This is a genomic window from Dankookia sp. P2 (assembly GCF_050632255.1).
Lineage (GTDB): Bacteria > Pseudomonadota > Alphaproteobacteria > Acetobacterales > Acetobacteraceae > Paracraurococcus.
Genome location: NZ_CP192581.1, coordinates 4244718 through 4257971 on the forward strand (window position 1 = coordinate 4244718; position 13254 = coordinate 4257971).

At 66.5% G+C, this 13254-nt stretch carries 11 protein-coding genes and 3 pseudogenes; 4 read left to right on the top strand and 10 right to left on the bottom strand.

What is annotated here, in order from left to right; genetic code table 11:
* Positions 1-3 precede the first annotated feature (3 nt).
* The 7 genes and pseudogenes from ACQ86J_RS25170 to ACQ86J_RS25200 all read right to left on the bottom strand — a co-directional run bounded on the left by ACQ86J_RS25170 (position 4) and on the right by ACQ86J_RS25200 (position 7506).
* Positions 4-1520: pseudogene (locus ACQ86J_RS25170) on the bottom strand (pyruvate formate lyase family protein).
* Positions 1517-2731 carry a DUF3141 domain-containing protein gene (locus tag ACQ86J_RS25175; protein WP_431267679.1) on the bottom strand — a complete coding sequence of 405 codons (1215 nt, stop codon included), beginning with the start codon at positions 2729-2731 and terminating at the stop codon, positions 1517-1519. Before ACQ86J_RS25175 ends, ACQ86J_RS25170 begins: the two are co-directional and overlap by 4 nt.
* 7 nt (positions 2732-2738) lie before the next feature.
* Positions 2739-3649: pseudogene (locus ACQ86J_RS25180) on the bottom strand (DUF3141 domain-containing protein).
* Positions 3649-4110 carry a hypothetical protein gene (locus ACQ86J_RS25185; protein ID WP_431267680.1) on the bottom strand — a complete coding sequence of 154 codons (462 nt, stop codon included), beginning with the start codon at positions 4108-4110 and terminating at the stop codon, positions 3649-3651. The pseudogene ACQ86J_RS25180 and the gene ACQ86J_RS25185 overlap by 1 nt, the downstream one beginning before the upstream one ends.
* A 30-nt stretch (positions 4111-4140) precedes the next feature.
* A complete protein-coding gene (fabI, locus tag ACQ86J_RS25190) occupies positions 4141-4938 on the bottom strand; it encodes an enoyl-ACP reductase FabI (RefSeq protein ID WP_431267681.1) in 798 nt (265 codons plus the stop codon).
* 10 nt (positions 4939-4948) lie between these two features.
* The gene (locus ACQ86J_RS25195) at positions 4949-6118 is read right to left on the bottom strand and encodes an acetate/propionate family kinase (RefSeq protein WP_431272526.1); all 1170 of its coding nucleotides are present in this window, start codon (positions 6116-6118) and stop codon (positions 4949-4951) included.
* Positions 6119-6123: 5 nt separating this feature from the next.
* Positions 6124-7506, bottom strand: a complete 1383-nt coding sequence (locus tag ACQ86J_RS25200; RefSeq protein WP_431267682.1) for a bifunctional enoyl-CoA hydratase/phosphate acetyltransferase — start codon at positions 7504-7506, stop codon at positions 6124-6126.
* A gap of 431 nt (positions 7507-7937) precedes the next feature.
* Between ACQ86J_RS25200 and ACQ86J_RS25205 the strand changes: the two genes are divergently transcribed.
* The 3 genes and pseudogenes from ACQ86J_RS25205 to ACQ86J_RS25215 all read left to right on the top strand — a co-directional run bounded on the left by ACQ86J_RS25205 (position 7938) and on the right by ACQ86J_RS25215 (position 10368).
* Positions 7938-8552 carry a CoA transferase subunit A gene (locus tag ACQ86J_RS25205; protein WP_431267683.1) on the top strand — a complete coding sequence of 205 codons (615 nt, stop codon included), beginning with the start codon at positions 7938-7940 and terminating at the stop codon, positions 8550-8552.
* Positions 8553-8554: 2 nt separating this feature from the next.
* Positions 8555-9112, top strand: a pseudogene (locus ACQ86J_RS25210) (3-oxoacid CoA-transferase subunit B); the annotation flags it as partial.
* A 707-nt stretch (positions 9113-9819) separates the two neighbouring features.
* Positions 9820-10368 carry an AI-2E family transporter gene (locus ACQ86J_RS25215; RefSeq protein ID WP_431272527.1) on the top strand — a complete coding sequence of 183 codons (549 nt, stop codon included), beginning with the start codon at positions 9820-9822 and terminating at the stop codon, positions 10366-10368.
* 10 nt (positions 10369-10378) lie between these two features.
* On the opposite strand, the gene ACQ86J_RS25220 is transcribed toward ACQ86J_RS25215, so the two are convergent.
* The 3 genes from ACQ86J_RS25220 to ACQ86J_RS25230 form a co-directional block, all read right to left on the bottom strand.
* A complete protein-coding gene (locus ACQ86J_RS25220; RefSeq protein WP_431267684.1) occupies positions 10379-11347 on the bottom strand; it encodes a helix-turn-helix domain-containing protein in 969 nt (322 codons plus the stop codon).
* A gap of 145 nt (positions 11348-11492) precedes the next feature.
* Positions 11493-12074 carry a helix-turn-helix domain-containing protein gene (locus tag ACQ86J_RS25225; RefSeq protein ID WP_431267685.1) on the bottom strand — a complete coding sequence of 194 codons (582 nt, stop codon included), beginning with the start codon at positions 12072-12074 and terminating at the stop codon, positions 11493-11495.
* Entirely contained in the window at positions 12071-12364 is a 294-nt protein-coding gene (locus ACQ86J_RS25230) for a hypothetical protein (RefSeq protein ID WP_431267686.1), read from the bottom strand. The genes ACQ86J_RS25225 and ACQ86J_RS25230 overlap by 4 nt, the downstream gene beginning before the upstream one ends.
* Positions 12365-12821: 457 nt before the next feature.
* Between ACQ86J_RS25230 and ACQ86J_RS25235 the strand changes: the two genes are divergently transcribed.
* A complete protein-coding gene (locus tag ACQ86J_RS25235) occupies positions 12822-13247 on the top strand; it encodes a Rap1a/Tai family immunity protein (RefSeq protein WP_431267687.1) in 426 nt (141 codons plus the stop codon).
* The last annotated feature ends 7 nt before the right edge of the window (positions 13248-13254 follow it).

The following is a 13254-nucleotide window of genomic DNA, read 5'->3' on the forward strand; positions in this document are numbered from 1 at the left end:
TCGTCATTCTCGTATTGCAGGGACGACGTGTCGCGGCTGACGCGGAGGACAGTAGCGCTTGAAGGACGCGGGAAGGTTCTTCGACCAGAGCACCGTGATGTTGGGCTCAGGCGCGGGGCCGAGATTGGTGAGGCTGTGCAGCATCCGGTAGCTGCTCCGCGTCACCAGCGTGCGGCCGCCCAGGTCCATGCCGCCGATGCATTCCGTCGCCCAATACGGGTCGCCACTGAACAGCGCATCATAATCCGGCGTCCGCAGGAAGCGGACGATGCGCAGCTTCTGCACCAGCTGATCGATGAGTTCCTGCGCGCCTGATTCATCCAGGTGCCGCTGCGCAGATCGCGCTCGATATAGATGTCGAGGAAGGTCGAAATGCGGCCGATCGACATGGCCGCGCCATTCGCCTCCTTGATGGCGCCGAGATAGGCGAGGTAGGTCCATTGCGCCGCCTCGCGCGCAGTCTCCGCCGGCCGGGCGAGATCGCAGCCATAGCGTCGGCCCATCTCGGCCAGATCGGCCAGCGCGCGCATCTGCTCGGCAAGTTCTTCGCGGCTGCGGATCACCTCGTCATTCGGCCACATATCGTCGAGCTGCGCCCGCTCCTCGCGCTTGGCCGCAAGCAACCGATCGGTGCCGTACAGCGCGACGCGCCGGTAATCGCCGATGATGCGGCCGCGGCCATAGGAGTCGGGCAGGCCGGTGATGATGCCGGATTTCCGGCAGCGCATGATCTCGGGCGTATAGGCGTCGAAGACTCCGTCGTTATGTGTCTTCCGGTATTTGGTGAAGGCATCATGCACCGCTGCATCAGCCTCGAACCCGGCTGCCTTCAGGCCTGATTCGACCATCCGCAGGCCGCCGGCCGGGAAGATGGCACGGCGGAACGGCTTGTCGGTCTGCAGCCCAACGATCACCTCGTTGTCGCGGTCGATGTAGCCCGGCGCATGCGCCAGCAGCGTGGATGGCGCTGCCGCGTCGACATCCAGCACACCCTTGCGTTGCTCCTCCTGGAAGTATGGCTGCAGCTTCGCCCAGACCGCCTGGGTGCGGGCCGTCGGGCCGACCACGAAGGCCTCGTCGCCGGTATAGGAGGTGACGTTGCGCTGGATGAAGTCGCGCACGTCGATCGCTCGCTGCCAGCGGCCGCCCTCAAAGCCGTGCCAGCATCGCCCGCCGTGCTCGGCAGGCGTCAGGTTCACGCCTTCCATGTCGCTTCCACCCCTTGGCATTGCCAGTCTTCTTGACGGCTGCACACCCGGTCGGGTGGGCCGCCACGAAGCAAGGTTAGGCCCTGGCCGGGTGGAGAGGCGCAACAACTCTATCAAGAAAACCCGTCTTCGTTGCTTGTCGGGGAGAGGAATGCGGCAGACAAAGACACTGCCTGGCAATGGTCTCGTACCAGACCAGTGCCGCGCTCCGGTTCGTCTTTCCCTGCCTGCGGGGCGCGCAAGGTTAGACGCGCTAGGCGGCCGGATCGATGGCGCGTCGCGCGGTCGGCCGCTCCGCAGCAGGCGGATCATCGCCCCGGTGCAACAGCACGGCCATCGGTCCGTGCGAAGTTGCGTCGATGCGCATGCCGACCAGCGCGGCAGCCTTCCGCAAGACCGTCTCGGCCAGCTCGGCGGTCTTTCGGCGCGGCGAAGATTTCCGACAAGCCACGCACCGCGGCGGCACGATCGGTCCGCAGCAGAAGCGCCTGGCGCCGGGCGACCTCATGCACTTCCGCCGGTGTCGGCCTGTGCCGCGTGGGCAGCTCATTCCGTACGGCCTGCAGCGCCCGGTAGGTCCGTTCGTCGATGGCGCCCTTCTCGTTCATCATCAACAGCAGGATGCGGACGATGCCGTCCTGCAGCGTACCCTTTTCGGCGCCGGCCCTGAGCGCCTCCACCTCACGCCGCGCCAGGTCGCGCCGCAATGGATCGGCGCCGAGCGGCACCGGCGCCGACTGAGCGGCAAGCCCCGTCGCCGCCCGCGCCAGCGGCGTGTCGTAAAGCAGGCCGAAAACCTGCTCCACCGCCTTGTGCCGGGCGTTCGAGGCATTCTCGATGGCCCGCTCAACCCCCTGGGCCATGTCGCGTTCCATGGCCCGGAAGGGGTTGTCCTCGGCGCAAGCCCGCCGGCTGCCCCGGACCATCGCCGCGGCTGCGGCAATAGGCCAGACCATCGGATTCAAGTCGGACATCGCCCAGCGTTGCACCCGCAGCGGATGCAGGCGCCGCCCCGCGGCAGCCATGGGTTCGGACGAGAGTGCCTGGACTGCCGGAGCGGCCAGCTGCTCGTACAACCCCGCATTCACCTCGGACAGTTTCCTGACCACTTCGAACGGACGCTCGCCCTCACGGTCGCCGCACAGCGCGGCGATGTCGGTGATGCTGCGTTGCTCGAAGCGGGTGACGTAGCGATCGGTCACCAGCGCCTCGGCCCGCATGCCCGGCTTCTTGTCGTCGATCAGCATCTCATAGAGGCCGGGTGGCAGCGCCTCGATGAGATCGAGGAGCTCGACGAATCCGGCATGCTCCTTCCGAGCGATAGCGCCAGACACGAAGATGCCGAGATGCCCGACCTTGGGATGCACGCAATAGACGATCGTCTGGGCCTGCGCGACCAGGTCGTCATCCGAGGCATAGAGATCGAGGATCCAGTTGAGCGCCTGCTGCGGCGGAGTGATGTCATCGCCCCAGGAACAGAGGACGCAGATCGGGGAGCGGATGTTCCGGAGGTCGACCCGCATCGTCCCGTCATGCGAGGTGACCCTCGCCTCGCGCCAGCTTGTTGCCGACGAAGAGCTGGTCGACGATAGCGGTGATTTCCTCGCGGTTCATGAGGAAATAGCCGCCCCACCACCGCTCGAATTCGAGGAAGCGCGGCGGCTCGGTATCAGCCTTGTCAAGCAGGTTGTAGTATTTCGACCACCAGGTGTTCGCCGGATTCAACGCTTCGAAATTGAGCACGAGATTGGCCCCATCGAACCGGCCATTCCCGAGGTCACTGACAAGATGCGTCAGCCAGCTGCCACCCAGCAGGCCACCGGTGTAGCGCATCGGGTTCAGCCCTGGCGCACCGGCCCAATAGGACAGCGGCGAGCCGGCGATCAGGATTGGGCCGGGCAGCTCGGCCGCACCGCGGCGAGGCCCATGATGGCCCACCCCGCTTGGCAATTGCCGATGACACAAGGACCGCCCGGCGCATCCGGGTGGCGGTCCCCGCACCATTCCAGGAAGCGTGCCTCCGCCAGCATCACGTCGACCAGCCGCTGCCCCGGCACGGGTTCCGGGAAGAAGGTGACGAAGTAGACGGGATGACCGAGCTTCAGCGCATTGCCGATCTCGCTGTCCGCCTTGAAGCCGCCGATCCCGGGACCATGCCCGGCGCGCGGATCGACGACGACGAAGGGTCGAAGAGCCGGGTCGGTCGGCAGGTCGTCGTCACCGGGCAGGATGCGAAGCAGGGCGTAATTGCAGGGCGTCTCGAGCGTGCGGCCGTCGAGCAGCATCTCGCGGCCGAAGGTCAGCAGCGGCGGCTTGCCCGCAGCCTCGTGCCGCAGATACTCGTTGCCGCGCTCCCGGAGCGTGTCCCAGAACAGCAGGCTGCGCTGCGTGGCATCGACCGCGTATTCGAAGAAGTCGGAGAAGACCGGTACACGGGTCATCACGCTAGGTCTCCTCCGCCGCTTTCCATTGGAGGAAGAACCCGACCTCTCCGGGCATTCCGCCCGGCCAGTTCAAGAATCTCCGCGCGGATTTGGAAGCCGCGCGGTTCCAGCTCGCGCTTGAAGAAGTCGTAGGCACGCTTCGGGAAGCCGTCGAGCTTAGTGTGCCAATCCTTGTCGTGGTTGGTGATCGCGCGGCCCTGGTCCGGCAGCCAGTCGGATGGGAAACGCAGCACCAGCGCCTGCTTCTCCCCCATGTCGATGGTCTTCCGCACCAGTGTGGCAATGCGGTCCATCGCCTCCGGCTGCACCTCGCGCTGATTGAAGGACTCATGCAGCTTGTCGAGCTCGATCTTGGTCGAGGCCTCGAAGGCCCGCTGCTTGGCCTCCTCCTCCGCCTTCTTCGAATGCAGGTAGGCGCGCACGGCATCGGCGCTCAGGGTGCTGCCGGTGATGTTCATGTCAGGCTCTCCCGATCCGGTTTCCAGGGCTCAACCGAGGATGTGGTAGCCACCATCGACGTAGAGGGTCTCTCCGGTCATGGCGGCGGCATAGTCGGAGGCGAGAAAGACGCAGGCGGCGCCGACCTCCTCGATGGTGACGAGCCGCCGCGCCGGTGCCCGTGCCGAAACCCTGGTCATCAGGTCGTCGAAGTCCTTGATGCCAGAGGCGGCGCGGGTGGCCAGCGGCCCGGGGCTTACGGCATGAACCCGGATCCCCTTCGGGCCCAATTCCGTCGCGACGTAGCGCACGGACGATTCCAGCGCGGCCTTGACCGGTCCCATGACACCGTAGTTGTCCACCACCTCGTTGGCGCCGAGATAGGACATCGTCATCATCGTCCCGCCCTGCCGCATCAGGGGTTCCGCCCGATGCGCCTGGTCGAGGAACGACCAGCAGGAGACTTCCATCGCGGCCAGGAACCCATCGCGCGGACAGTCCACGACACGCCCCTGCAGCGCATCCCGTGGCGCAAAGGCGATGGAATGAACCAGGATGTCGAGCCCGCCCCAGCGTTCGGCGATGCTGGCGAAGAGCCCGTCGACTTGCGTGAGATCCCTGACCTCGAGCGGCAGGAAGATCTCCACGTCGAGCGCCCTCGCCAGTGGTTCTACATGCGGCCTCGCACGGTCGTTCAGGTAGGTCATGGCGATCTCGGCGCCGGCACGTCGCATGGCCTGGGCGCAGCCCCAGGCGATCGAATGCTCGTTGGCGACGCCGACGATCAGCGCCTTCTTCCCGGTCAGGACCGGCGGGAGCCGTTCGTGCTGCTGCTTGGCGTCCGCCATGCTGTCCTCCTCAGGCGCTCAATGCGGCACGTGTGTGCCGTGCGATCATCAGGTTCTCGTTGGTCGGCACGACATGGGCCGGGATGCGGCTGCCGGCGGTGGTGATGCGGCCGGCATGCGAGGCATTGGCCTCGGGATCGAGCTCGATGCCGAGCCAGGCACAGGCCTCGCAGACCATCGCCCGCACCGGCGCCGCGTTCTCTCCGACGCCGGCGGTGAAGACCAGGCCATCCAGCCCGCCGAGCGCCGCCGCGAGCGAGCCTATGCCGCGCGCAACGCGATGGATGAAGACCTCGATGGCGAAGCGCGCCGCCGGCTCACGGCTTGCCAGCAATCCGCGGAAGTCTGAGGAGATGCCGGACAGGCCGAGCATGCCGGACCGACGGTAGAGCAGGTCCTCCACCTCCGAGATGGTCATGCCTTCCTGGTTCAGCAGGTGCAGGACCACCGCCGGGTCCAGCTCGCCGCACCGCGTGCCCATCGGCAGGCCGTCGAGCGCCGAGAACCCCATCGTGGTGGCAATGCTGCGCCCGGCCCGCAGGCCACAAAGCGAGGCGCCATTGCCGAGATGCGCGACGACCACGCGCCCCTCGGCGATCCCCGGCGCGGCCTTCGGCAAGGCGGAGGCGATGTATTCATAGGACAGCCCGTGGAAGCCGTAGCGCCGGATGCCCTTCGCGGCCAAGCGGGACGGGATGGCATAGGCCTGCACCACCGGCGGCATGGTGTGGTGGAAGGCCGTGTCGAAGCATGCGACCTGCGGCAGGCCCGGCGCATTCTCCAGGGCGGTTCGGATCGGCGCCAGGTTGTGCGGTTGATGCAGCGGCGCCAGGGGCGAGAGCCGCCCGAGTTCCTCCAGCAGCGCCGGCGTCACGCGCTCCGGCCGCTCATGCGTGGCGCCGCCATGGACCACACGGTGCCCTAGCCCTGTCAGCGGCCGGCCTTCGAGCCGTTCGCGCAGCCAAGGCAGCAACGTCATCAAGGCCTCGGCCGGGCTCTTTGGAGCCGGCCAGGACAGGTCTGGGCCCGCGACCACGGCACCGGCAGCATCCTTGGCCCGGAACCCCACCCGGACGCCGATGCCATCCACCTGGCCGTCGAGGAAGCAGTGGTCGCCATCGAACAGCGAGAATTTCAGCGACGAGGAGCCGGCATTCACCACCCCAACCACGCCGGCCATGTTGCTCATGCTTGCGCCTCCCGCTGGTTGGCGGCCGGGAGCAGGCGCGCCAGGGCGATGGAGGCGAGCCGCGAGGTAACGCTGTCCGCCCGGCTGGTGAGGATGACGGGGACGCGGGCGCCGAGCACGATGCCGGCGCTGTCTGCACCGGCGAGATAACTGAGCTGCTTGGCGATCATGTTGCCCGCCTCGAGGTTCGGCGCGACCAGGATGTCGGCGTCGCCGGCGACCGGCGAGGTGATCTTCTTGATGGCGGCGGCGGCACGGCTGATGGCGTTGTCGAAGGCCAGCGGCCCATCCAGCAGCGCGCCGGTGATCTGCCCGCGGTCGGCCATCTTGCAAAGCGCCGCGGCATCGAGCGTGCCGGGGATCTTCGGGTTCACCGTCTCGACCGCCGAGAGGATGGCGACCTTCGGCGCGGCATTGCCGAGCGCATGCAGCATCTCCACGGCGTTCTGGATGATGTCCGCCTTGGTGATCAGGTCCGGCTCGATGTTGATCGCGGCGTCGGTGATGAACAGCGCCTTGTGGTAGGACGGGACATCCAGGGCGAAGACATGGCTGATGCGGCGCGCCCCGCGCAGGCCGCCATCGCGCGCCACCACCGCCGCCATCAGGTCGTCGGTGTGCAGGCTGCCCTTCATCAGCGCGCCGGCGCGACCCTCGCGGCAGAGCCGCACCGCGGCAGCCGCCGCGGCATGGGGCGTCTCGGCCTCGATCAGCTCGCAATCCCCGAGGCGCGCATCGGCGGCTGCCGCCACCGCCTCGATGGCGGCACGCGGCCCGACCAGGATGGGCCGCATGGCGCCTAGTTCCCGCGCCTGCAGGGGGCCGAGCAGGCTGTCCCGGTCGCAAGGCCAGGCCACGGCGGCGGTCAGCGGCGCGGCCTCGGCGCTGCGCCGCAGCAGGGTCTCCAGGTGCTTGTGGCGGTGCAGGATGATGTCGGGCCGAGGTCCCAGCGGCAGCGCGATTTGTTCGGCCGGCAGCCGGACGGTCACGCTGCCCTCGGCGATGCGGCCGCGCTGGCATTCGAGCAGGAGGGCGATGATCGCACTGTCCTGGCTCGGTCGGGCGGTGACCGTGCCCTGCACCGTGATGCGATCGCCCGGCAAGGGGTCGACCACGAAGCGCAATTCCTGCGACAGGATATCGCAGCCCGGGCCAGGCATGCACCGGGCGGTGAAGTCCAGCAGGATGCCCTGCACGAGCAGGGCGTTGGCCGCGTCCGGCAGCAGGTCGCGGGCCGGATTGGGTACGCCAAACAGCGCCGCGACGAGGTCGAAGCTGCGCTCCTGCAACACATGCTCGATGCTGGCAGTCATGCCGATGGCGATGTTGTCGCGCGTCAGGCCGATAAGCTGTTCCGCGTCACGGATGTCGGTGTTCACGAATTTCAGCTCCCGTTATCTACCCGTGGGACCGGCGTTGATGGTGTCCCTGAGCAAGCCTGACGCGTCGCAATGCAGGGACCGTCGCGTTGTGACGGAAGCGCGTCCGTATCCGTTCTGCCGGGTCGCGGAGATGACCGGTGGGCTCGTGTTGCCGTGCAGCATCAGGAGTGCTTCGCGGTGCGGCAAGCGAAGCCAATGTCAAAAAACCGCCGTTCGGCGGCCCAGGCATTCCGGGTGGAATAGCGTGGTTTTCGATAGCTTTCGCCTGGGACTTGGGCGGCCCGAAGACCTAGCCTGACGCCCCGCGACGAAGGCCGGCCTCCGAACGGGCGGCACCCCTGCGCAATCCTCGGCAGCGATCGGGATCACGGTTCATGGCGGCAGTCAGCATGCGATCGGCGATCAGGGCGGAGGACGCAGCGCGACTGATGCCGGACGGCGCCAGCGTGATGATCGGCGGTTTCCTGGGTGTCGGGACGCCGGAACGATTACTGGATGCGCTGGTCGCCCGGATCGCGCGCAACCTGACGGTGATCGCCAATGACACGGCGAGGCCCGACCTCGGCATCGGCCGGCTGATCGATGCAGGCTGCGTCACCCGCGTGATCGTCTCGCATATCGGTACGAACCCGGTCGTGCAGCGTAGGATGCTGGACGGCTCGATGACGGTGGACCTCGTGCCGCAGGGCACCTTGGCGGAGCGTATCCGCGCCGGTGGGGCCGGGCTCGGCGGAATCCCGACGCCGACCGGGGTCGGTACGATCGTCGCCGACGGTAAGCGGGTGATCACGGTCGAGGAGCGCGATTACCTGCTTGAGCTGCCGCTGCGCGCTGATGTCGCGCTAGTCCATGCGCACGAGGCCGACCATCTCTTCAATCTCACCTACAGGCTGACGGCCACGAACTTCAACCCCATCATGGCTATGGCGGCAGAGTGCGTGATTGCGGAGGCGGAGGAGGTCGTGCCGGTCGGCGTCATCCCGCCGGATGCCGTCCGCACCTCCGGCATCCTGGTGGACCACCTGGTAGAGAGGAGGCGATGAGGATGGACGCCAAGGAAATCATCGCCCGCCGGGTAGCCTTTGAACTGCACGACCGCACGCTGGTCAATCTGGGTATCGGGCTGCCGACGCTGGTGGCCAGCCATGTCCCGCCGAGGATCCGCGTTGCCTTTCAGAGCGAGAACGGGATCGTCGGCTTCGGCGCCCGACCGCCGGAGGGCATGGAGGACCCTTATCTCACCGATGCCGGTGGCGGCTTCGTCTCCGCGCTTCCCGGTGCCTGGAGCTTTGACAGCGTCACCTCCTGCGCCCTGACCCGCGGCGGCCATCTGGACATGACGGTGCTGGGCGGGTTGCAGGTGGATGCCGGGGGACGGCTGGCGAATTGGATGGTGCCCGGTCGGATGGTCGCCGGCATGGGCGGCGCGATGGACCTGGTCGCCGGGGCACGGCGCGTGGTGATCGCCATGCAGCATACCGCGCGGGGTGGGCCCAAGATCGTCCGCGAGCTCACCTTGCCCGCCACGGCCGTGCGGCGCGTCACGCTCGTCGTGACCGACATGGCGGTGATCGAGCCGACCGACGACGGGCTGGTACTGCGTGAGCGCGCCTCCGGCGTCACGGTCGAGGCGATCCTCGCCGCCACCGGCGCGCCGCTGCGGGTCGCAGGCAGCGTGCCGGAGATGCGACCTCGGTGCTGCATTGCCTGCGCCAGCCGGCTGACGGCAAGGGGCAGCAACATGGACGCGGAACGAAATTCCTGGAGACGCAGGACCGCCGTGGAGCCGTCAGCCGCCACGAACACCACCATGCTGGTCGAGCGGTCGGTGCTTCTGCTGCTCGTCGGCCTGCTGCTGCTCGGTGTCGCGCTCGTCCTGCGGCCGTTTGGCACGGCGATCCTCTTCGCCCTCATCCTGGCGGTCGCCACCTGGCCGCTCCGCCAGTTGCTGGTGCGTGCAGGGCTGTCGCCCAGGCTCGCCGCCACGCTGCTGTCGCTCGGCGGGGTGATGGCGATCGGCCTGCCGATGCTTGCCATCGCACCGCGGCTTGCAGCGCGGCTTGCCGAGGTGGCACGTGGCGCTGAAGCCGCCCTGATCGCATTACCCAGCGTTCCGCCGGACTGGGCCGCCCGGATACCCCTGGTCGGCGTGCCGCTGACCGGCCTGTGGAGCCAGGCGGCCGCCGCTGGAGGCAGCCTGCACGCTTTGCTCGAACCCTATGCGGACTGGCTGCGCGGGAGCATCCTGGCCGCGGCGCATGCGCTGGCGGACAGCGCGCTGCATTCCTGTTGGCGATCATCATCGCTGGAGTGTTCTGGGCCAAAGGTGAAGCGCTCGCGGCGACCATGCAAGACATGGTGCGGCGCCTGGGTGGAGGCACCGCCGCCGAGGCGCTTGAGGCTGCCGGCAGCGCATTGCGCAGCGTTGCTTATGGAGTCGTAGGCACGGCCTTCATCCAGGCGATCCTGATGGCTTTCGGCGCCCGCATCGCCGGTGTTCCTGCACCGGTCGCGCTCGGCTTTCTCGTGCTGCTGCTCGCCATCAGCCAGATCGGTGCGGTGCTGTTGCCGTTGGTCTGGGGCGGCGCTGCCTGGTGGCTGTTCCACCAGGGCGACCAGGGCTGGGGCATTTTTATGCTCGCCTGGGGCCTCCTATTTGTCACCCTAAGCGACAACCTGATCCGGCCATGGCTGATCAGCCGCGGCATGGAGATGCCCTTGACGCTGGTGATCCTCGGTGTCTTCGGTGGCTTCCTCTCCTTCGGCTTCCTTGGCCTGTTCGTCGGGCCGGCGCTTTTGGCGATCGCCTTCACCCTGGTCCGCGCCTGGCGCGGTGCGGCGGCAGGGCCCGACACGTGATAGGATGCTGTCAGGCGCCTTGCCGACCGTGCGCACGCTCCAGTGTTTCGGAGGGCGACTCGCCGAAGGTCGCGCGGTAGTCGTGCGCGAATTGTCCCAGGTGCCAGAAGCCATGCCCGAGGGCAACGGACTTGACCAGCGGTATCGGCCCGTCGCGCGACTGCAACGCCGCCCGCACCATGCTCATCCGACGCAACTTCAGGAAGCGGTGTGGGCTGACCATGAAAGCGGCCCGAAACGCGTCCGCCAGGCTCGATGCCGAGACGGCAAGCGCGTCGCAGAGTTCCTCGGTGTAGATCGGCCTGTCCATATGCAGACGCAGATACTCGTCAGCCGCGACCACGATGCGCCGCAAGGCCCGACAGTTACGCGGCATGCGGGCTTCCGAAGCATGGTCCGGGTTGATCAGGTCACGCGCCGCCTGCACCAAGGCTTCACGCAACGCAAGCCGTGATTGCTCGAGCTTGAAGATATCCGGGAGAGAGCGTGCCGCTTCACGTGCGGCGAGCACCATACGTTCGTAGCGCGCCCGGATGCCCGATTCAGCCTGAAGCAGGGCATAGTTGCCCGGACGGAGAAACTTCGATCGAGGCGGTGGCTCCAGGAGTCGCTCGACCGATCCGAAGGGTAGGATCAGCGATGTGAAAATGTTCGACTGTGAGTTGGATCGCAATAGTTCGGTGTCACAAGCGTAGATGCCCACGATTTTCGGATTGCAGACGACACCGTTGAGCAGCAGCGTCTCGAGGTTACCGACTGGCACCTGCAACAAAGCGCAGTCTGCCTTGGTCTTGGCAAATCCCAAGAAGGGCGAAGCGTGCCCGACGTGCAGGGAAATGTCGCCGAGTTCCATTGTTGTTAGTTCGACCGTAAAGGGACCGCCGCCCAGCGGTACGATCTGGAGATCAAGCCCAGGCTGTGCCGCCTGGACAGCCTGCGGTTCGCTGAACAAATGAGTATGAACGGCATCGTGGAGCATGGCCGTCTCCTAAGGAAGGGAAGACTGCATCGTCTCCATATCGCAGCCCTGCGGCGTCAGTGACGCACTCTCATCTGTACCTTATTGACGTGCATCAATGCAGCGCTATCACTATTCAGTCATAGCGCATCCGTTGCCGCTTCAGTCAGTCTGCTGCAAGCGACAGCATAGCCGCACACCCCGTGCCCGGTGCACATCTATCCCTGTCGAACTGCTCGAATCCCGCGGAGAAGACCTTCCGATATTCCCGTTCGAGTTCCCTGAGGTCCGAGAAACCGTGGGTCGACGCGATCTGCTGCAACGTTGGGCCACTTGGGCCGGCTGAACGCAGCGCCTTGGCGAACCGTATCAGCCGACGGAGCAGAAGAAGGCGCTGCAGACTCATCCCGTAGCGCGCGCGGATGACGCGCCGCAGGCGCGGCACGGACATCCCGAGGGCTGCCGCCAAACCGATCGCTGTCGGCACTTGCGCCGGATCGGCGCCTAGGAGGTTTTCGACCGCATCGACCAGCCGGTGCTGCTCGGCCGGTGCGCGCAGAACACGCGGGCGCGTACCACCCGACAAACCGCCCAGCAGATCCTGCAGCATTTCCAGGACGGAGGACCTTAGCGAGCGTCGTGCCTCTGCAACCTCGAACACCGCCGCATCCTCGGCCGCCACCTCGGCTGCCGACTGCATCAGTTGGATCGATTGAGACCAAAGTTCCGGATCGCAGGCAAGAATCACCTCATCCCCGGGCCCGGGACGGGGGATCGGCCCGGCAGTTCGAGCGTGCGCTGCGCGAGTTCGACATGCAGCGACACCACGGCCAAACCCGCCTCCGAGTGGCTGGTGCAGTCCAAAACTGCGCCTCCGCCGAGCACCGCCAGCATGGGCGGCGCAGCGGAGCGACCGTTGATCAAGAAAGGTGTAATCGGGAACACGGCGCAAACCCGGTCGACGGGAACCACGCCGTGCAGCAACACCGGCGACACACGGCCAACCAGGATGTCAAGGTCACCGAGTGAGATGTCCACCGCATCGAGGAGAAACGGGCTACCAGGCAACGGAACTACCTCTAGGGCATTCCTGACGAACAACTGCGCGGCCAGATCGGATTGGGTGTGACGGACCGTGTAGCTACCTTCTTGCCGCATGGATCTGACCAGCCATCCCCATCTAGTTGAGAGATGACGCTTCTAAGGCACTTTGAGTTCACAAAACATCAGCAAAAATTCCAGCGACATCGCCTGTTGCAGCCAGGCGTCACATGATCAGGCTGGACGAGACATTGCCCGCCGGCAGTCTCGCCGACGCACTGCGTGAAGCGGCGAATACCATTCGTTATTGATAGTGGTGACGCTTTCGCACTTCCGCGTGCGGTCACTACCCTTCCTCCGGTCTTCGTGCCTCGTCATGCCGCTCCCGAAGGCAGGATGCGGTTGGCCGCCGTCGACAACGGGTGGTGGTTTCTCGTGAAGGAGCAGTCGAGGCATGCCGCAGTCGCGCACATCGGCCAAGATCCTGGGCTCGGTTCTTGGCGCATCCCTCGCCTTGATAGGGCAGGCGTCAGCTCAGATTTCGGAGCAGACTTTCAGCAGCGGCCGCACTGGCGACCTTGCAAAGCTATGCGCAACAAATGAGGCAAGCCCTGGCGGCGAGGTGGCACGCGCCTGGTGCAACGCCTTCATCATCGCAACGGGGCAGTACCATGGCTCGGTCGCCGCAGCCAATCCGTCGATCGGCCGCGTCTACTGCCTACCGGACTCCAACATGACGCTGGACCAGGTCCGCACCGCCTTCGTCGGATGGACACAATCGAACACGCAGTATGCCGACACACGGGCCGTCGACGGGCTCATGCGGTTTGCCGGTACGACCTGGCCATGCCCGCTGACGTCCAGTGCGACCCGGCGCTGAGAAGCTC